General features: G+C 72.9%; 18 protein-coding genes. 11 read left to right on the top strand and 7 right to left on the bottom strand.

Annotated features, from left to right (window positions below; translation table 11 throughout):
- The first annotated feature begins 41 nt into the window (after window positions 1-41).
- Window positions 42-545, top strand: coding sequence for an FBP domain-containing protein (locus AC07AW_RS39150; protein ID WP_478820234.1), 504 nt, complete (start codon window positions 42-44; stop codon window positions 543-545).
- A gap of 22 nt (window positions 546-567) precedes the next feature.
- Here the strand turns inward: AC07AW_RS39150 and AC07AW_RS39145 are convergent, their stop codons facing one another.
- A complete protein-coding gene (locus AC07AW_RS39145) occupies window positions 568-1749 on the bottom strand; it encodes an acyl-CoA dehydrogenase family protein (RefSeq protein WP_478820233.1) in 1182 nt (393 codons plus the stop codon).
- Between the two features lie 261 nt (window positions 1750-2010).
- On the opposite strand from AC07AW_RS39145, the gene AC07AW_RS39140 reads away from it, so the two are divergent.
- Together AC07AW_RS39140 and AC07AW_RS39135 are read left to right on the top strand one after the other, a co-directional pair.
- A complete protein-coding gene (locus AC07AW_RS39140) occupies window positions 2011-3219 on the top strand; it encodes a CaiB/BaiF CoA transferase family protein (RefSeq protein ID WP_478820232.1) in 1209 nt (402 codons plus the stop codon).
- A gap of 66 nt (window positions 3220-3285) precedes the next feature.
- Window positions 3286-3966 (top strand): GntR family transcriptional regulator, encoded by a 681-nt coding sequence (locus tag AC07AW_RS39135; protein ID WP_478820231.1) that lies wholly within the window; start codon window positions 3286-3288, stop codon window positions 3964-3966.
- A 2-nt stretch (window positions 3967-3968) separates the two neighbouring features.
- Here AC07AW_RS39135 and AC07AW_RS39130 read toward each other — a convergent pair whose 3' ends face one another.
- The gene (locus AC07AW_RS39130; RefSeq protein WP_478820230.1) at window positions 3969-5363 is read right to left on the bottom strand and encodes a hypothetical protein; all 1395 of its coding nucleotides are present in this window, start codon (window positions 5361-5363) and stop codon (window positions 3969-3971) included.
- A gap of 236 nt (window positions 5364-5599) precedes the next feature.
- Here AC07AW_RS39130 and AC07AW_RS39125 point away from each other — a divergent pair, with 236 nt between their 5' ends.
- The 3 genes from AC07AW_RS39125 (at window position 5600) to AC07AW_RS39115 (ending at window position 9149) form a co-directional block, all read left to right on the top strand.
- Entirely contained in the window at window positions 5600-6271 is a 672-nt protein-coding gene (locus AC07AW_RS39125) for a hypothetical protein (protein WP_478820229.1), read from the top strand.
- 92 nt (window positions 6272-6363) lie between these two features.
- Window positions 6364-6957: a TetR/AcrR family transcriptional regulator gene (locus tag AC07AW_RS39120; RefSeq protein ID WP_478820228.1), complete on the top strand. Its 594-nt coding sequence runs from the start codon at window positions 6364-6366 to the stop codon at window positions 6955-6957.
- Between the two features lie 122 nt (window positions 6958-7079).
- Window positions 7080-9149 (top strand): galactose-binding domain-containing protein, encoded by a 2070-nt coding sequence (locus AC07AW_RS39115; protein WP_478820227.1) that lies wholly within the window; start codon window positions 7080-7082, stop codon window positions 9147-9149.
- A gap of 77 nt (window positions 9150-9226) precedes the next feature.
- Here the strand turns inward: AC07AW_RS39115 and AC07AW_RS39110 are convergent, their stop codons facing one another.
- Window positions 9227-10477, bottom strand: coding sequence for a YncE family protein (locus AC07AW_RS39110; protein ID WP_478820226.1), 1251 nt, complete (start codon window positions 10475-10477; stop codon window positions 9227-9229).
- A 152-nt stretch (window positions 10478-10629) separates the two neighbouring features.
- On the opposite strand from AC07AW_RS39110, the gene AC07AW_RS39105 reads away from it, so the two are divergent.
- Window positions 10630-11247 (top strand): CBS domain-containing protein, encoded by a 618-nt coding sequence (locus AC07AW_RS39105; protein WP_478820225.1) that lies wholly within the window; start codon window positions 10630-10632, stop codon window positions 11245-11247.
- A 116-nt stretch (window positions 11248-11363) separates the two neighbouring features.
- On the opposite strand, the gene AC07AW_RS39100 is transcribed toward AC07AW_RS39105, so the two are convergent.
- The 3 genes from AC07AW_RS39100 to AC07AW_RS39090 form a co-directional block, all read right to left on the bottom strand.
- A complete protein-coding gene (locus AC07AW_RS39100) occupies window positions 11364-11663 on the bottom strand; it encodes a DUF1876 domain-containing protein (protein WP_478820224.1) in 300 nt (99 codons plus the stop codon).
- Between the two features lie 101 nt (window positions 11664-11764).
- The gene (locus AC07AW_RS39095; RefSeq protein WP_478820223.1) at window positions 11765-12592 is read right to left on the bottom strand and encodes a maleylpyruvate isomerase family mycothiol-dependent enzyme; all 828 of its coding nucleotides are present in this window, start codon (window positions 12590-12592) and stop codon (window positions 11765-11767) included.
- A 51-nt stretch (window positions 12593-12643) separates the two neighbouring features.
- The gene (locus tag AC07AW_RS39090; protein ID WP_478820222.1) at window positions 12644-13144 is read right to left on the bottom strand and encodes a MerR family transcriptional regulator; all 501 of its coding nucleotides are present in this window, start codon (window positions 13142-13144) and stop codon (window positions 12644-12646) included.
- On the opposite strand from AC07AW_RS39090, the gene AC07AW_RS39085 reads away from it, so the two are divergent.
- Window positions 13143-13916, top strand: coding sequence for a methyltransferase domain-containing protein (locus AC07AW_RS39085; RefSeq protein WP_478820221.1), 774 nt, complete (start codon window positions 13143-13145; stop codon window positions 13914-13916). The genes AC07AW_RS39090 and AC07AW_RS39085 overlap by 2 nt on opposite strands.
- 3 nt (window positions 13917-13919) lie before the next feature.
- Here AC07AW_RS39085 and AC07AW_RS39080 read toward each other — a convergent pair whose 3' ends face one another.
- On the bottom strand, window positions 13920-14885 hold the full coding sequence (locus AC07AW_RS39080) for an NADP-dependent oxidoreductase (protein WP_478820292.1): 966 nt from the start codon (window positions 14883-14885) through the stop codon (window positions 13920-13922).
- A gap of 89 nt (window positions 14886-14974) precedes the next feature.
- Here AC07AW_RS39080 and AC07AW_RS39075 point away from each other — a divergent pair, with 89 nt between their 5' ends.
- From AC07AW_RS39075 to AC07AW_RS39065, 3 genes are read left to right on the top strand one after another with little or no spacing between them, the layout of a single operon-like run.
- Window positions 14975-15946 carry a GlxA family transcriptional regulator gene (locus AC07AW_RS39075; protein ID WP_478820220.1) on the top strand — a complete coding sequence of 324 codons (972 nt, stop codon included), beginning with the start codon at window positions 14975-14977 and terminating at the stop codon, window positions 15944-15946.
- A gap of 20 nt (window positions 15947-15966) precedes the next feature.
- Entirely contained in the window at window positions 15967-16908 is a 942-nt protein-coding gene (locus AC07AW_RS39070; protein ID WP_478820219.1) for a LysR family transcriptional regulator, read from the top strand.
- Window positions 16909-16947: 39 nt separating this feature from the next.
- A complete protein-coding gene (locus AC07AW_RS39065; RefSeq protein WP_478820218.1) occupies window positions 16948-17310 on the top strand; it encodes a DUF952 domain-containing protein in 363 nt (120 codons plus the stop codon).
- Window position 17311: the final 1 nt, after the last annotated feature.

Genomic DNA, 17311 nt, shown 5'->3' with positions numbered 1-17311 from the left:
TTCGGATGCCCGCCGCCGGGGGTCCGTGTACGGTCCACCGAGTGGAACCACTGACCGACAAACAGATCCGCTCGTCCTTCGTGAACTGCACCAAGGGCGAGGCGGCGCGACTCAAGCTGCCCCTCGACTTCGCCGAACTCCCCTGGGACGACCTGGACTTCCTCGGCTGGGTCGACCCGGGCGCGCCCCTGCGGGCGCACCTGGTCGTGCCGCGCGAGGAGGGGCCGCTCGGTGTGACCCTGCGGGTCCCGGCCACGGGCCGGACCAGCGCCGTGAAGTCGAGCATGTGCCAGGTCTGTCTGACCGCGCACGCGTCCTCGGGCGTCACCCTCCTGGTGGCGCCGCTGGCCGGCAGCCGCGGCCGCGAGGGGAACACGGTCGGGATCTACCTCTGCGCCGACCTCGCCTGCTCCCTCTACGTCCGGGGCCGCCGGCAGCCGAAGCTGCGCCACCGGCGCCACGAGGAGTCCCTCACCCTCGACGAGCAGGTCGCCCGCCTGACGGGCAACCTGGACGCGTTCGTCGACCGCGTGACGACGGGCTGAGGGACCGGGACGGGGTCCCGGTTCAGCGGAAGGCCTGCTCGCCGGTGAGCGCCTTTCCGATGACCAGGGAGTGGACCTCGCTGGTGCCCTCGTAGGTGAGCACCGACTCCAGGTTGTTGGCGTGGCGCAGCACCGGGTACTCCAGGGTGATGCCGTTGGCGCCCAGGATCGTCCGGCACTCGCGGGCGATCGCGATCGCCTCGCGGACGTTGTTCAGCTTGCCCACGCTGACCTGCTCGGGAGTGAGCACGCCCGCGTCCTTGAGCCGGCCGAGGTGGAGGGCGAGGAGCATGCCCTTGCCGAGCTCGACGGACATGTCGGCGAGCTTCTGCTGGGTCAGCTGGTAGGAGGCGAGGGAGCGGGCGAAGACGACCCGGTCCTTCGCGTAGGAGATCGCCGTCTCCAGGCAGTCGCGGGCGGCGCCGAGCGCGCCGAACACGATGCCGAAACGGGCCTCGTTGAGGCAGCCGAGCGGGCCGGAGAGGCCGCGGGCCTCGGGCAGCATCGCGTCGGCCGGAAGGCGGACGTCCTCGAAGACCAGCTCGCTGGTGACGCTCGCCCGCAGCGAGAGCTTCATCTTGATCTCGGGGGCGCTGAAGCCGGGGGTGCCGGCCGGGACGAGGAAGCCGCGGACGCCCTCCTCGGTCCGCGCCCAGACGACGGCGACGTCGGCCACCGAACCGTTGGTGATCCACATCTTGGTGCCGTTGAGCACCCAGTCGGACCCGTCCCGCTTGGCGTTGGTCCGCATGGCGCCCGGGTCCGATCCGGCGTCCGGCTCGGTGAGACCGAAGCAGCCGATGTACTCGCCGGCCGCCATCTTCGGCAGCCAGCGCTGCTTCTGCTCCTCGGAGCCGTACTTCCAGATCGCGTACATGGCGAGCGAGCCCTGTACGGAGACGAGGGAGCGCAGTCCGGAGTCGACGGCCTCCAGCTCCAGACAGGCGAGGCCGTACGCGACGGAGTTGGTGCCCGCGCAGCCGTAGCCCTCCAGGTGCATGCCGAGCACGCCGATCCCGCCGAGGGTGCGGGCGAGCTCGCGGGCGGGGATCTCGCCCTTCTCGAACCAGCCGGCGACGTGCGGCCGCAGCTCGCGGTCGGCGACGGCGCGCACGGTGTTCCGGATCTCCCGCTCCTCGTCGGTCAGGAGTCCGTCGACGGCGAGCAGGTCGAAGGGGTGGACGGGGGTGGACGGCGACTTCACGGACGGCCTCCTGGCGACTGTGGCAACTCGGCGAGCCGAAGCGTAGCCCCAGATCGGATATTGGATCCAGTATTGAAAATCCGAGATCCGGGCCGTACGGTCCGATTGGATCCAATCTCCAATCGACTGGATCCGATGTCCAACCGCCTGGATCCGATGTCCAGTCACTTGGATTCGATCTCCGATCGCCTGGATCCGATCTCCAATATTCGGATCCAACCTCCAGTCTTCGGTATCTCCAGCGGGAGCGAGGGAAGCTGAATGCGCGCAGACCAGCCGGACACCCCAGGGACGCCGCCCACGAGCGGCGCCCTGTCCGGGATCGTCGTCGCCGACTTCGGCCGGGTGCTCGCCGGGCCGTACATGACGATGCTCCTCGCCGACCTGGGCGCGGACGTGATCAAGATCGAGCGGCCGGGCTCCGGGGACGACACGCGCGCGTGGGGCCCGCCGTTCGCCGGCGGCGAGGCCACGTACTTCCTCGGCGTGAACCGGAACAAGCGCTCCGTGTCGCTCGACCTCACGGACCCCGAGGACCTGGCCACGGCCCGGGCGATCGTGGACCGCGCGGACGTCCTCGTCGAGAACTTCCGCCCCGGCACGATGGAGAAGCTCGGCCTCGGATACGAGGACGTGCGGGCGGGCAACCCCGGGCTCGTCTACTGCTCGGTGACCGGTTTCGGCACCGCCGAGGGCGCGCGGCTGCCGGGTTACGACCTGCTCGTCCAGGCCATGGGCGGACTCATGAGCGTGACGGGCGAACCGGACGGGCAGGGCACGAAGGCCGGGGTCGCCCTGGTCGACGTCATCACCGGCCTCCACGCGGGACTCGGCGTCCTCGCCGCGCTGCGGCACCGGGAACGCACCGGCGAGGGCCAGCGGGTCGAGGTCTCCCTGCTCACCTCCCTCCTCTCGGCGCTCACCAACCAGGCCGCCGCCCACCTCGGAGCCGGGGTCGTGCCGCGCGCGATGGGCAACAGACACCCGAGCATCGCCCCGTACGAGGTGTTCGAGGCGCAGGACCGGCCGCTGGTCCTCGCCGTGGGCAACGACCGGCAGTTCGGGGCCCTGTGCGCGCGGCTCGGACGGCCGGAGCTCGCCGCGGACCCCCGCTTCGCGACGAACACGGCCCGGGTCGCCCACCGGGAGGAGCTGGTCGAGGCCCTCTCCGGCCCGCTCGGCACCCGTACCGCCGACGGCTGGTTCGAGGAGCTCACCGCGGCCGGCGTGCCCTGCGGGCCGATCAACGACCTGGCGGCCGCCTTCGGCCTCGCCGACCGGCTGGGGCTCGCCCCTCGCGTCCCGGAGTCCGCGGCCGGTCCCGGGCAGGTCGCCAACCCGATCCGGCTCGACGCCACCCCGGCCTCGTACCGCGCTGCTCCCCCGCGCCTCGGCGAGCACACGGACGGCGTCCGGGCGGAGCTGGGAGAAGTTGTCCACAGGGGGTCGGCGGCGAACGGCCCCGCGTAGGAAGATGGTCGCCACCGGCGGAGGAATCCGCCGGTGGCGACACGAGGGAACGGAAGGTCACAGGCGATGAGCAGCGCGGTGCAGAAGCGGCGGCCGCAGACCGCCCAGCAGTTCGTCCTGGAGGAACTGCGGCGCGCCATCACCAGTGGGGAGCTCAGGCCCGGCGGGCCGATCCGCCAGGAGGCCCTGGCGGCCCGGTTCGAGGTGAGCCGGGTGCCACTCCGGGAGGCGCTGAAGGCCTTGGAGGCCGAGGGCCTGGTGGTCCATCACGTGCACCGGGGCTACTTCGTCGCGGAGCTCTCCCTCGACGACCTGGAGGAGATCTACCGGATCCGGGAGCTCCTGGAGACCGAGGCGGTCCGCATGGCCGTCCGGTGGATGCCGGAGGGCACGGTCGGCACGCTCGAACGGATCCAGCGAGAGGTGGAACGGGCCGCCGGTGAGGGGGACGTGGCCGCGATGGCGACGGCGAACCGACTCTTCCACTTCACCCTCATCGAGGCGTCGGGGATGCCGCGCCTGGTCCGCCTCATCACGACCCTGTGGGACGCCACCGACGCGTACCGCTCGCTGTACTACACCGAGCCCACGCATCGGAAGCAGGCCGTGCGGGAGCACCGCGCCGTGATCTCCTCGCTCCGTCACGGCGACGAGGAGGCCACCGTCCGCTGGCTCGACGAGCACCGGGCCCACGCGGTCGCCGCACTCCGCGAGGTCCTGGGCCGGGAACTCCCGGAACGGGACTGACCTCAGCCGGACACGGCCGGTCCCGATCCCGTACCCGCGCGCCGGACCGCGCCCGCCACCACCAGGAGCACGGACACGACCGCCAGGGCCCAGGGGGCGCCGGCGGCCGCGTGGAGCGGATCCGCGAACATGCTCGCGGCCACGAGACCCAGGAACACGCCCGTCGCGAGGAACCCGGTGCCGGCGGGCATGGCGTCCGCCGTCCGCCAGTCCCTGCGCGGGATCCACAGCCGCAGCAGCTCCGCGGTCATCACCAGCGCCACCAGGCGGCCCGAGAGGACGAACCAGAGGGGCGTCGCGTCCGTCACGCCGGCGCCGAACAGCGCGGTCATGGCGAAGAGGGCGACTGGCACGAGCCAGCCGAGGCTCGCCCGGACGCCGGGTTCGGGCAGGGCCTCGGCCACGGAACCCGGCGCGGTCCCGGCCGGCTCCCCCTCCGGTGTGCGAGGGGCCGGGATCGCCGGTGGCGCGGGCGGGACCGGGCGGAGGGCCCGGGAGCGCGCCCGGCGCTCGCGGAACCCGAGATCGCCGTACCGGTCGACGTGGGCGGCCAGTTCGGCCCGGAGCGCGAGCAGCTGCTCCGCCATCTCGTCGAACCCGGCCCTGCGCCGCGCGGCCTCCTGCGCCGCCTCGCACTCGGCGTCGGTCAGCTCCGCCAGGCGCTCCGCGTGCAGCTGTTCGGCTTCGGCGCGGGCGGCCTCGGCGGTCCCGGGGACCTCGGCGAGGTCCGCCTGGAGGCGTACCCGTTCGTTCTCGATGATCTCCTCGATGCGGTGCCGCTCGTCCGGCGGCAGTTCCTTCGGCGCGCGGGCCTCCGCCCGGGCGACGGCGGCTCGCCGCCACTCCATCAGGGGCCTGCCGCGGTGCTCGCCGATGCCGTTGATGTGGACCTTGCGGCCCTGGGTGCGGTGGATGTAGAGGACGTCGCCGCCCCGCCCGTTGGGGGCCTTGCCCCAGCTGACCCGCTTGAAGTCGGCGGCCGTCCTGATGCCCTGTGCCGCGAGGTCGCGGACGAGTCCGGTGCCGACGCCGTTCACCTCGCTCGCCGTCAGGCGCGTGCCGCGGAGCGAGCGTTCGATCGCTTCGCGGCGCAGTACGGCGAGCGCCTGGCGCTCCCGCCCGGCGCGCTTCCCGTCCAGGCCGTTCAGCTGCGCGGTGAGCGACCGCTCGCTCCTGGCGCGCTTCTCGTGGATCCGCTGGAGGGCCTTGCCGTGCCGGGCCTCCGCGCGGGACCGCGCCCCGGCCTCGCGGTTCAGCCGCCGGCGGTCGGCGAGTTCGAAGGGGCGCCGCCCGTCGAGGAGGCGGCGATGGGCCCGGACCGATGCGACGAGCCGCCGGCGGTCGGCGCGTATCTCTGCCCGGTCGGTGGACTGGAGTGCGGTGGTGCTGTCGGTCACGGCGGCTCTTCGGGAGGCGGGAGAACGGGAAGGCTTATTATCTCCGGCCGTGGGGACGAGTACAGGCCACGGTGCCCTTGCCCTCCTCGCTGCCCCGCACCCGCAACCGCGGTGCGGAACAGTGCGTCTTCGGACCTGCCGGACGGCGGACGGACGGCGCGAACGGACACAAAGGGGGTCCTGTGGTGAACGGGAACAGACGCCGGTCGGCACGGGGAACGTGGCTGATCACGGCCATGATGCTGGCATCGGTCACGGTGGGCTGCCAGGACACGGGAGGCGACGGAGCGGGTGCCGGTCCCAAGCCCGACAAGTCCGCCGGCGCCTCGAAGGCTCCGGGGAAGGGCAAGGGAAAGGAATCGGCCAAGCCGTCGCCGACGGCGTCGAAGAAGCCGACGGAGCCGACGGAGCCGGGCGAGGACACCTCGGCGGGCGCGCTGACGTGTGACCAGCTGCGGAACGCGGCGCTGCAGACTCCGTCCTTCCACTTCCCCGACGCCCCGGCAGGGACGGTCGCCTTCACCGACGGACGGTGGGAGGGCGACGGCGTGGTGATCGAGCTCCAGCCGCAGTGCGGCATCGGGGACATGACGGGCGACCCCGCCGAGGACGCCGTGGCGGCCGTCAAGGTCACGACCGGCGGCACGGGCAAGTTCTTCGGACTCGTCACCTGGCGCAACGATTCCGGCACCCCGGTGCCCGTGGCAGCCGCTTCGCTCGGCGACCGCACCCCCGTGGTGTCGATCGACGTCTCCTCACCGGCACCGCGCCAGGCGACCGTCGTCTACCTGACGCGCGGGGACTCCGAGCCCTCGGCCGTCGTGACGATCCGCCGCTCCGCCGTGTACCGCGTGACGGAACCCACCCTGACCGAACTCCACCACAGCGACACCCCGTACACCCCCTGACGGCTCGCTGAGCCGGTCCCGTCGCGCACGGGACCGGCGGGGGAAGGCGTGGGTGCTGCGGTTACCCTTTGCGCCGGACGCGAGGAGGAACCATGGCGCGGATGCCGTCGGCCGAACGACGCAGGCAGCTGGTCGAGGCGGCGATCAGGGCGATGACCAGGGACGGCGTCGCCCGGACCACCACCCGCTCGATCTGCGCCGAGGCCGGGGTCTCGCTGAGCGTCTTCCACTACTGCTTCGACTCCAAGCAGGCGCTCCTCGAAGCCGCGATCGAGACGATCACCGGCAACTACGTGGCGCGCGTGATGTCGGCGGTCGAGCCGGGCGCGACGCTGCGCGAGACCGTCCGGGGTGCTCTGCAGACGTACTGGGACCACGTCACGGCCCATCCGGGCGAGCACATGCTGACGTACGACCTCACCCAGTACGCCCTGCGGGAGCCCGGGTTCGAGCATCTGGCGCGCGCCCAGTACGAGCAGTACGTGGCGTCGGCGTCGGCGCTGATCGAGCAGGTCCGCGGGGTGCGCGGCGTCGAGCCCCGGGTGCCGGTGGAGGTGCTCGCACGGTATCTGGCGGCGGCGATCGACGGGCTCACCCTGCAGTACCTCGTGCTCGGCGACGACAAGGTGGCCGCCGGGAACCTGGACCTCACGGCCGATCAACTCGTGTCCCTGATCGAGGGTTGAGAACGAGGCGGCACCTGCAGAACTTCAACAGGTCATTTGACCCGGACTCTTGACTCGTACCCCCGGTAACGCGATCCTCGGGGCGCCCGGTACACCCCCACCGTCCGGAGGCCTCGCACAACATGACTCGATCTTTCTCGCGCAGGACCGGCGGCAGATCCGCCCTCCTGGCGCTGTTCCTCGCCCTCGCCGCGGTGCTGTTCGGCTCCGCTCCGGTCCCCGCCGCCGCCGGTGGTACGTGGTGGGACGCCACGTCCCGGCCCGCGCCCGACTCGCAGATCAACGTCACGGGTGAGCCGTTCAAGGGAACGGACGCACAGGGCAAGGTGCGCGGGTTCGTCGACGCGCACAACCACCTGATGTCCAACGAGGGCTTCGGCGGCCGGATGATCTGCGGGCAGACGTTCTCGACGGCCGGCGTCGCCGACGCCCTCAAGGACTGTCCCGAGCACTACCCGGACGGCTCGGGGGCGCTCTTCGAGCACCTCACGGGCGGTGACAACGGGAAGCACGACCCGGTCGGCTGGCCCACGTTCAAGGACTGGCCCGCCCACAACTCGCTCAGCCACCAGCAGAACTACTACGCCTGGGTCGAGCGCGCCTGGCGCGGCGGGCAGCGGGTGCTCGTCAACGACCTGGTGACCAACGGTCTGATCTGCTCGCTCCTGCCCCGCGACCGCACCTGCGACGAGATGACCGCGATCCGCCTGGAGGCCCGCAAGACGTACGAGCTGCAGGACTACATCGACGGGATGTACGGCGGCCCCGGCAAGGGCTGGTTCCGGATCGTCACCAGCGCCGACCAGGCCCGCTCGGTGATCCAGCAGGGCAAGCTCGCCGTCGTCCTCGGCGTGGAGACCTCGGAGCCCTTCGGCTGCAAGCAGATCCTCGACATCGCGCAGTGCAGCCAGGCGGACATCGACCAGGGCCTCGACGAGCTGTACGCGCTCGGCGTGCGCAGCATGTTCCTCTGCCACAAGTTCGACAACGCGCTCTGCGGCGTCCGCTTCGACAGCGGGACGACGGGCGTGGCGGTCAACATCGGCCAGTTCCTCTCGACGGGCACCTTCTGGGCCACCGAGAAGTGCGCGGGCCCGCAGCACGACAATCCGATCGGCCTCGCCGCCGCGCCGGCCGCGATGGCCGAGAAGCTGCCGGCCGGGGTGAGCGTCCCCTCGTACGCCTCCGACGCCAAGTGCAACACCCGGGGTCTGACGCGGCTCGGTGAGTACGCCCTGAAGGGCATGATCCAGCGCGGCATGATGCTGGAGCTGGACCACATGAGCGTCAAGGCCGCGGGACGGGCGCTGGACATGCTGGAGGCCGAGGAGTACCCCGGCGTCCTGTCCAGCCACAGCTGGATGGACCTGGACTGGACCGAGCGTCTCTACCGCCTCGGCGGGTTCGCCGCCTCGTACATGCACAGCGCCGAGGGCTTCGTCGGCGAGGCGTCGCAGAAGGCGGAGCTGCGGAAGAAGTACGGGGTCGGGTTCGGCTACGGCACGGACATGAACGGGGTCGGCGGCTGGCCGGGTCCGGTCGGGGCGGACGCGCCGAACGCGGTGAAGTACCCGTTCCGCAGCTTCGACGGAGGCTCGGTCCTCGACCGCCAGGTCACGGGCGAGCGCACCTGGGACCTCAACACGGACGGCGCCGCGCACAACGGTCTCGTCCCGGACTGGATCGAGCAGATCAGGCTCACCCCCGGTGGCCAGGGCGTCGTGGACGAGCTGTCGCACGGAGCGGAGTCGTACCTGACCACGTGGAAGCGGACCGAGGACCACGAGCCGGGTGTGAACCTGGCGGCCGGGCAGCCGGCGTCGGCCTCGACCACGCAGTGGTGGAACCCCTTCGTGAACTTCTCGCCGGGGCTCACGGTCGACGGCGACACGGGGACCCGCTGGGCCAGCGAGTGGTCGGACGACCAGTGGCTCCGGGTGGACCTGGGCTCGGTGCGCCGGGTCGGGCGGGTCACGCTCGACTGGGAGCGGGCCTACGCGCGCGCGTACCGGATCGAGCTGTCGGAGGACGGCACGACCTGGCGGGACGTGTGGTCCACGGACGCGGGTGACGGTGGCTACGACACGGCGGAGTTCGCCTCGCAGCCGGCCCGGTACGTACGCGTCCACGGGGTGAAGCGGGCCACGGACTGGGGCTACTCGCTCTACGAGGTGGTCGTCAACAGGTCCTGAGCCCAAGGGGAAAGGGGCTGTCGGATCCGGATCCGGATCCGACAGCCCCTTTGTCGTGAGGAGTGGCGTACGGAGCGTCAGCCGGCCGCGGGGCCGGACCAGTCCGCGGGCACGCGGGCGAGCCGCACCCGCTGGGGGTGGTCGCCGACGTCGACGGAGGCGACCCGCCGGCCGGTGGCGAAGTCGATCGCGGTCACCCGGTCGGCGCCGCTCTCGGAGATGACGCAGGACGTGCCGTCGCCGCTCACGGTCGCCCAGTAGGGCTTGGAGGCGGGGACGAGCGGGCCCTGCTGGAGGGTGGCGCGGTCGACCACGGTGACGTAGTCGTCCATCGTCCCGGCGACACAGAGCTTGTCGCCGTCGGGGCTGATCGAAAGGCCGTGGTGGCGCGAGTCGTTGACCCAGGTGGTGCGGTCGGGGTCGGTCGCCGGGTTGCCGGGGAGGTTCTTGAGGCGGGTGATGCGGTCGGAGTCGACGTCGTACTCCAGGAAGCCGTTGAAGAAGGAGACCTGGAAGTAGATCTTCTTCTCGTCCGGGGTGAAGACGAGCGGGCGGACGGCGTCGGAGAGGTCACCGCGCCCGAAGGCGTCGAGGCGGTCGCGCATGTCGATGACGCGGACGGTCTCGAAGGTGCGGGCGTCGACGACGGTGATCTTCCGGTCGCCCTTGGTCCAGTCGAGCCAGGGGGCGTCGAGCGCGGTGGTGACCTCGCCGATCGACATGTTCCAGAGCAGGCCGTCGGAGGTGAAGACGTTCTCGTGGGGCTTGTCGCCGGTCTTGAAGGAGCCGACCTGGCGTCCGGTGGCGATGTCCAGGACGTGCACGGTGTTCGCGGTGGAGGCGGAGACCGCGACGCGGGTGCCGTCGGGCGAGACGGCCATGTGGTCGGCGCGGTAGCCGGCCACGGGGAAGCGCCAGTTGATCCGCCCGGTCCGCAGGTCGAGGGAGACGACGTCGGCGAAGCTCGGTCGGGAGACGACCATGGCGGAACCGTCGGGGGTCGCGTACATGTCGTCGACGAACTGGTCGTGGCCCTCGCCCGGTCCGCTGCGGACACCGAGGAAGTAGGCGAGCTTGACGGGGTTCAGGTAGATCTCGCGGAGGCGCTCCTCCTTGTCCGGGATCACGTTCACGCGCCCGAGGCGGTGGAGGTCGCCGCGGGAGGCGATGACGTCGGCGGTGCCGTCCCAGTTGTTGCCGACGAACATCACCTCCTGGAGTCCGGCGGGGGCGGCGGCTCCGGTGCCGCCCGAGGTGGTGACGAGCGCGAGGGCGGCTGCGAGGGCTCCGAGAAAGCGGCGGGTCCCGGACGGGCGGGGAGAGGGCATGGGGGGTCCTTCTTCCGTGGCACGACGACGACTTACCGGAGGTAACCATGGTCGCGTCAAGCCCACAAGCCCCCGGACGCACCCCGCCGCACCGCCTTTCCCGCCCGGTGCGGGATCATGGAAGCAGGCACGCAGAAGGGACGGAACGGACGATGAGGCACCGCAGTGTCGCGGACCTGATGACGCCCACCGCGGTCGCGGTGCAGCGGGGGACCTCGTTCAAGGAGATCGCGCGGCTCCTCGACGAGTACGGCATCACCGCGGTCCCGGTGGTCGACGAGGAGAACCGGCCCGTGGGCGTCGTCTCCGAGGCGGACCTGCTGCGCAGGCACACCGCGAAGGACGGACCGAGCTCGGCGGAGGCCATGATGTCGAGCCCGGCCGTGACGGCCCGGCCCTCCTGGACGGCCGTCGAGGCGGCCCGTCTGATGGAACGGCACCGGGTGAAGCGGCTCCCGGTCGTGGACGCGGACGGCCGGCTGATCGGGGTGCTCAGCCGCAGCGACCTGCTCCAGCTGTTCCTGCGGAGGGACCGCTCCATCCAGGAGGAGATCCGCGAGGACGTGATCGTGCGCATCCTGCGCCTCTCCCCCTCGGCCGTGCACATCGACGTCGACGAGGGCCGGGTGACGCTGAGCGGCACCCTCGAACGCCCGGGCCTCGGCCCGATCCTGGTGCGCCTGTGCGAGACGGTGGACGGGGTGGTGGAGGTCGTGGACCGGATGGCGTACGGGGAAGGTGACGGCGCTCCCCAGGTCGACGCCCCGTAGGCCGACGCTCCGGGTTCCGTCACCGTCGGGGCGGGACGAACCCCCTCAGGGCATGCCCCGGAAGCCCGGCCGGGCGGCGCCCGCCCGTCGGGCTCCCGGGGCGGGAGGCGGTTCCGTCAGGAGACCGCCTCCGGCCAGCCGTATCCGGGGCCGGTGTGCTGGGGTACGGTCCCGGCGCCCACCGCCTCCATCTCCCGGTTGGCCTCCCGCATGAGCTTGCCGGCCAGGTCCTTCATGGCCCGGCTCGCGGCAAGGTCGTCGCCGATCGCCGGCACGTCCACGTCCGCCGGGTTGCACCGCGCGGAGCCGTGCCCCGTGATGGTCGAGGTGCCGGTGTTCAGCCGGGCCTCGGCCTTCGTCCTGCCGCTTTCCTCGGTCAGTTCCACGCCGACCGTCCACTCCAGCGTGCGGCTCATCGTCCGCCTCCTCGCATCGCCGGGTCGCGCGGAACCGAGGCGCGGCCCCTTCCGATACCTCCAGGATCCATCGCCGGGGACGAGAACGCGCGGGGACGGGGTCAGGGCGCGCGGAAGAACCGGGGGAAGCGGGGCGCGAGCCAGGGCTTGCGGCCCCAGCCGAGCGCCTTGCCCCGGGCGATCACCGGCCAGGGGTCGAGCCGCCCGAGGCCGAGGAGGAGGAAGGCGACCGGCTCCGTGAGGATCGTGCAGTCGGGACGGGCCGGCGGCTCGTGGCCGGTCGTGACCGCGCCGTCCGTGACGGTGACGCCGAAGCTCGGGCCGCCCCGGAGCCGTACGGCGAAGCTCGCGGTCAGACCGGCGACGGCGGCCGGGTCCGCGACCCGGGGCATCGCCTCCACCATGAAGGGCAGGGTGAGCGCGACCCGACGGGCGTCGAGCATGTGGGGGCGGTCCAGGGCGAGGGCGAGGTCATAGCCGTGGCCGAGCATATGGGTCAGCAGGTACGAGCCGAGGACGGCCGGGCTCATGCGGCCCAGCGGCGTGGAGAGCGGCTCGGCCGGGTCGCGCTCCTCCACGCGCGCGAGGAACGCGGCGGCCTGGGCCGTGATCGTCTCGGCGAGCGGGCCGGGCGCCCGTTCACCGAACCCGGCGAGGGCGGTTTCGTTGGCCTCCGCCAGGCTGCCGGGAGTGCCGTCGCCGTAGGGGCGCTCGTGGCCGCCGGCCAGGTCGGCCATGAGGGCGTTCGCCTGCGCCAGGTGGGCGGCGGCCTGCCCGACCGTCCAGGTCGAGCGGGGCACGGGCAGGGCCTCCGCCGGGCGTCCGCCGGGCGCCGGCGCGCGCAGGACCGCCGCGATGTCCTCGGCGGTCCCGCGTATCGCCTCGGCAAGCCCTTCGGGGAGCACCCCCGTCGTCGGCCGTGTCGTCATCGATCCGCCCCTCACCCGGCTCCGGCGGCTCCCTCGTGGAGCGCCGGCTGGTCAGGGACCGTACCAGTGAGTAGCCCCGCTCGTACCGGTCGCGGCGGGGATCTCTTCGCCGTCGGCCGTGGCGGCGACGACCTCCCGGAACCGGGGGCAGTCGGCGAGATCGTCGTGGGCGCAGCCCAGCGCGCATTCGACCAGGTCGAGACAGGCCTGCGCCTGCGCCACCCGGCGCCTGAGCTCCTCGCGATGCGCTTCGAGCCGCCGCCGGCGCGCGCCGGGGTCGCCGGTCCGCAGCAGCTCCCGGATGTCGTCGAGGGCGAGGCCCGCCCGCTTGGCCCGCAGGACGACGGCGACGCGGGTGAGGTGGCTGTCGTCGTAGCGACGGCGGCCGTGGGCGTCACGCGCCGGCGCGAGGAGTCCGGCGGACTCCCAGTGCCGCAGCACGTGCGTGGCGAGACCGAAGCGGCCCGCGAGTTCGCCGATGCTCATCGTGAGGACGGCCGGGGACGTACCGCTTGACTTCATGTCGGCATTAACCACGAGCGTGGTCGCCATGTCCATCACGCCTGCGGCCGGTTCGGGCCGCGACCACCGTCCTTCTCTGCTCGCCGTCCTCGACGCCGTCGACCGCGCCCCGGGGGCGGCCGCGCTGCGCGCCCGCTCGTACGGCCTCCTGGGCGTGGCGGCCGGCACCCGTCTGCTCGACGTGGGCTGCGGCGGGGGTCTCGCCGTCGCGGAGGCCGCCGCGCTCGGGGCGCTCGCCGCCGGTGTCGACCGGGACGAGGAGATGGTCGACGCGGCCCGGCGCCGCCACCCGGGGCATGCGTTCGCCGTCGCGGAGGCGGCCGCGCTGCCCTACGAGGACGGCGCGTGGGACGCGTACCGCGCCGACAAGGTGCTGCACGAGCTGCCCGATCCGGCGGCGGCGCTCGCCGAGGCGCGCCGGGTTCTCGCGCCGGGCGGGCGGGCCGTGCTCACCGGACAGGACTGGGACACCTGCGTCCTCGACGCCGAGGACGGCGCCCTGACCCGGAGGATCGTGCACGCGCGCGCGGACCTGGTCACCGGACCGCGCGTCGTGCGCCGCTTTCGCGGCCTGCTCCTGGACCACGGCTTCCGGGACGTGGCGGTGGAGGTCTCCACGGCCGTCCTCACCGACGCCCGTTGGCTCCCCCTGGCGACGGGGCTCGCGGAGTCGGCGGTACGGACCGGCGCCGTCACCCCCGGGCAGGCGGCGGCCTGGACGGCGGACCAGACCGCCCGGGCCGCCGGGGACCGCTTCTTCCTGGCGGTCCCCTTCTTCACGGCGTCCGGCACGCGGGCGTAGGTCTCACGCTCCGGTCGGTCCGCCGTCCGCCGTTCCGCCGTCCACGGTGAGGACGAGCTTGCCCGTGGTGCGCTCCGTTTCGCCGAGGGTGTGGGCCTTGGCGGCTTCGGCGAGGGGGAAGACGGCCTCGATGTGGGGGCGGAGGGCGCCGGAGGCCGCGAGGGCGGCGATGGCGTTCATGCCGGCGTGGTCCGCCTCGACGAGGAGGGTCTCCACGCGGACGCCCCGCGCCGCCGCCTTCGCCGGCTCGTCCGGGTCGGTGGGCGGGAGCAGGGAGACGAGCGTGCCGCCGGGGCGGAGGACGTCGAGGGAGCGGGAGCGGGTGTCGCCGGACATCGGGTCGAGGACCATGTCGATGTCCTGGACGACCTCAGCGAAGTCCGTGGTGCGGTAGTCGATGACCTCGTCGGCGCCGAGGGAGCGGACCAGCTCGTGCTTGGGGGCGCTGGCGGTGCCGATGACGTACGCGCCCCGGGCCTTGGCGATCTGGACGGCGAGGTGGCCGACGCCGCCGGCGGCCGCGTGGATCAGGACCCGCCGGCCGGGGCCGACCTGGGCGGTGTCGACGATCGCCTGGTACGCGGTGAGGGCGGCGAGCGGCAGGGCGCCGGCCTGCACGTGGTCGAGCTCGGCCGGCTTGTGGGCGAAGGCGCGGGCGGGGGCGGTCACGTACTCGGCGTGGGAGCCGACGCCGAACGGGTAGGGCAGCATCCCGAAGACCTCGTCGCCGGGCTTGAACACGGTCACGCCGTAGCCGACGGACTCCACGACGCCGGAGACGTCCCAGCCGAGGACGAGGGGGAAGCGGTCGAGGAAGAGGGGACCGGCGCGGTGCTTCCAGTCGGTCGGGTTGACGCCGGCCGCGCGGACGGCGACGAGGATCTGGCTGGGGCCGGGCACGGGCCGCGGGACCACGACCTCCCGGAGGACGTCGGGGGTTCCGTGGGTGTCCTGGCTGATGGCGCGCATGGTGGGCTGATTCGTCATGCCGTCCAGACTCGCCGTCGACCCCCACTCCGTACCATGGCATGATTGCCATCTTCCGAAGGGATCCTGCCATGAGTCCTGCCACGGGTGACCGTCATCGCGTCGTCGTCCTCGCCCTGGACGGCGTCTACCCCTTCGAGCTGGGCATCCCGAGCCGGGTGTTCGGTGCGGTGGACGAGCACTACGAGGTCCTGACCTGCTCGGTGGACGGCCGGCCCGTCCGTACCAACTCCGACTTCTCGGTGACCGTCGAGCACGGGCCGGAGGTGCTCGCCACGGCCGACACCGTGATCCTTCCGCCCTTCGACATGGCTCTCCTCTCCCGCGAGCTCCCCGCCGCCGTCAGCGCGGCGCTGGCCTCGGTGCCCGCCGGGGCACGGATCGTGTCCATCTGCACGGGCGCCTTCGTCCTCGCCGCCGCCGGGCTCCTGGACGGCCGCCCCGCCACCACGCACTGGGCGCTCGCCCCCGTCTTCCGCGACTGGTTCCCGCAGGTGGCGCTCGACCCGGACGTGCTGTTCGTCGACGACGAAGACGTGCTGACCTCGGCGGGCGCCGCGTCCGGCGTGGACGTCTGCCTGCACCTCGTCCGGAAGGACCACGGCACCGCCGTCGCGAACTTCGTGGCCCGGGTGTGCGTCGTGCCGCCCTGGCGGGACGGCGGGCAGGCCCAGTACATCGAGCAGCCCGTGCCCGAGACCACCGCCAACGACACCTCGGCGACCCGGCAGTGGGCCCTGGAGAACCTGCACGAGCCGCTGGCGCTCAGCACGCTCGCCGACCACGCCCGGATGAGCCTGCGGACCTTCGCCCGCCGGTTCAACGACGAGGTCGGCATGAGCCCCGGCCGCTGGCTGATCCAGCAGCGAGTGGCCCGCGCCCGGCATCTCCTGGAGTCCACGGACCTCGCCGTGGACGACATCGCGGGCCAGGTCGGCTTCGCCACCGGCACCTCCCTGCGCCAGCACCTCCACGCGGCGATCGGCGTCTCCCCGCTCGCCTACCGGCGCACCTTCCGGGGCGGGGCCGCCGTCCACCCATAGGCCCTGGTTAGGCTTGGCCCGTGAGACATAAGGATTCCGATGGCGTGGCGGGCGGCGCGGCGCAGCCGCCGGCCGACCTGAACCTGCTGCGGACCTTCCTCGCGGTCTACCGCTCGGGTTCGTTCACCGCCGGCGCCGGGCTGCTCGGTCTGTCGCAGCCGACGGTGACCACCCAGATCCGCGCCCTGGAGCGGCAGACCGGCCGTGAGCTGTTCGAGCGGCTGCCGCGCGGCGTCGCCCCGACCACCGTCGCCCACGACCTCGCGGCCCGGGTCGCCGGGCCGCTCGACGCGCTCGCCGCCGCGACCGGGCACGAGACCGCGCCCCACGAGCGGGCCGCGCCCGTCCACCTCGCGGGCCCCGCCGAGCTGCTCTGCACGCGCGTCCTGCCCGCCCTCGCCCCACTGACGGCCGAAGGCGTACGGCTGAGGGTCGGCCCGGGTCTGACCGAGCCGCTCCTCGACGAGCTGCGCGCCGGCCGGCACGACCTGGTGATCGCCACGTTCCGGCCGCGCGGGCGGGCGCTGACCGCCGTACCCCTCAGCGACGAGGAGTTCGTCCTGGTCGCGGCCCCGGTCTGGGCCGACCGCGTCAGGGAACGCATCGCCCTGGAGGGGCCGGCCGCACTGCATCCCGTCCCCCTGGTCACGTACGCCGAGGATCTTCCCATCGCCCGCCGCTACTGGCGGCACGTGTTCGGGGCGCGGCTGTCCTGCCCCGCCGCCGTGACCGTCCCCGATCTGCGCGGGGTGCTCGCCGCGGTCGTCGCCGGAGCGGGGTTCAGCGTCCTGCCGCGCTATCTCTGCCAGACCGAGCTGGCCACCGGCGCCCTCGTGCCGCTGCACGAACCGGAGGACCCGCCCATCAACACCGCCTACCTCGTCCAGCGCCCGGGCCGCCCCGACAATCCCGACGTCATCCGCGTACGCGACGTGCTGATCGAGGCCGGGCGCGCCTGGTGACTCCGGGGGCTCACCAGGGGCTCCTGCTATAACCGGCACATGATCTACCACGTCGTGACGTCCGCCGAATGGTCCGCCCGGCCCGAGGAGCCGTACGCCCCCGTCTCCCTCGCGGAGGAGGGTTTCGTCCACTGCTCCCCCGACGAGCCGACCACGCTCGCCGTCGTCAACGCCTTCTACCGCGGCGCCTCCCGGCCGCTCCTGGTCCTCCTTCTCGACGAGAGCCGGCTCACGGCCAGGACGGAGTGGGAGGCCGCCGCGCCGACCCCGCCGCCCGGCGTCTCCGAGGAGACGCTCTTCCCGCACGTGTTCGGGCCGATCGACCGTGCCGCCGTCGACGGGATCCTGGAGATCACCTGGGACGCGGACGGCCGGGCGACGGGGCTGGCGAAGACGGGCTGAT

This window comes from Streptomyces sp. NPDC044003 (assembly GCF_056435185.1).
Note: the sequence above shows the minus strand (reverse complement) of the source record. Positions and strands in the feature narration are given on the sequence as shown.

What these genes read in the sequence shown, in the direction of transcription:
- AC07AW_RS39090 (WP_478820222.1), bottom strand. Translation starts at nt 13,144, where the DNA reads ATGGCGACCACGCTCGTGGTTAATGCCGACATGAAGTCAAGCGGTACG.
- AC07AW_RS39075 (WP_478820220.1), top strand. Translation starts at nt 14,975, where the DNA reads ATGAGTCCTGCCACGGGTGACCGTCATCGCGTCGTCGTCCTCGCCCTG.
- AC07AW_RS39105 (WP_478820225.1), top strand. Translation starts at nt 10,630, where the DNA reads ATGAGGCACCGCAGTGTCGCGGACCTGATGACGCCCACCGCGGTCGCG.
- AC07AW_RS39100 (WP_478820224.1), bottom strand. Translation starts at nt 11,663, where the DNA reads ATGAGCCGCACGCTGGAGTGGACGGTCGGCGTGGAACTGACCGAGGAA.
- AC07AW_RS39085 (WP_478820221.1), top strand. Translation starts at nt 13,143, where the DNA reads ATGTCCATCACGCCTGCGGCCGGTTCGGGCCGCGACCACCGTCCTTCT.
- AC07AW_RS39120 (WP_478820228.1), top strand. Translation starts at nt 6,364, where the DNA reads ATGGCGCGGATGCCGTCGGCCGAACGACGCAGGCAGCTGGTCGAGGCG.
- AC07AW_RS39125 (WP_478820229.1), top strand. Translation starts at nt 5,600, where the DNA reads ATGATGCTGGCATCGGTCACGGTGGGCTGCCAGGACACGGGAGGCGAC.
- AC07AW_RS39095 (WP_478820223.1), bottom strand. Translation starts at nt 12,592, where the DNA reads ATGACGACACGGCCGACGACGGGGGTGCTCCCCGAAGGGCTTGCCGAG.
- AC07AW_RS39065 (WP_478820218.1), top strand. Translation starts at nt 16,948, where the DNA reads ATGATCTACCACGTCGTGACGTCCGCCGAATGGTCCGCCCGGCCCGAG.
- AC07AW_RS39080 (WP_478820292.1), bottom strand. Translation starts at nt 14,885, where the DNA reads ATGCGCGCCATCAGCCAGGACACCCACGGAACCCCCGACGTCCTCCGG.
- AC07AW_RS39115 (WP_478820227.1), top strand. Translation starts at nt 7,080, where the DNA reads ATGACTCGATCTTTCTCGCGCAGGACCGGCGGCAGATCCGCCCTCCTG.
- AC07AW_RS39135 (WP_478820231.1), top strand. Translation starts at nt 3,286, where the DNA reads ATGAGCAGCGCGGTGCAGAAGCGGCGGCCGCAGACCGCCCAGCAGTTC.
- AC07AW_RS39110 (WP_478820226.1), bottom strand. Translation starts at nt 10,477, where the DNA reads ATGCCCTCTCCCCGCCCGTCCGGGACCCGCCGCTTTCTCGGAGCCCTC.
- AC07AW_RS39140 (WP_478820232.1), top strand. Translation starts at nt 2,011, where the DNA reads ATGCGCGCAGACCAGCCGGACACCCCAGGGACGCCGCCCACGAGCGGC.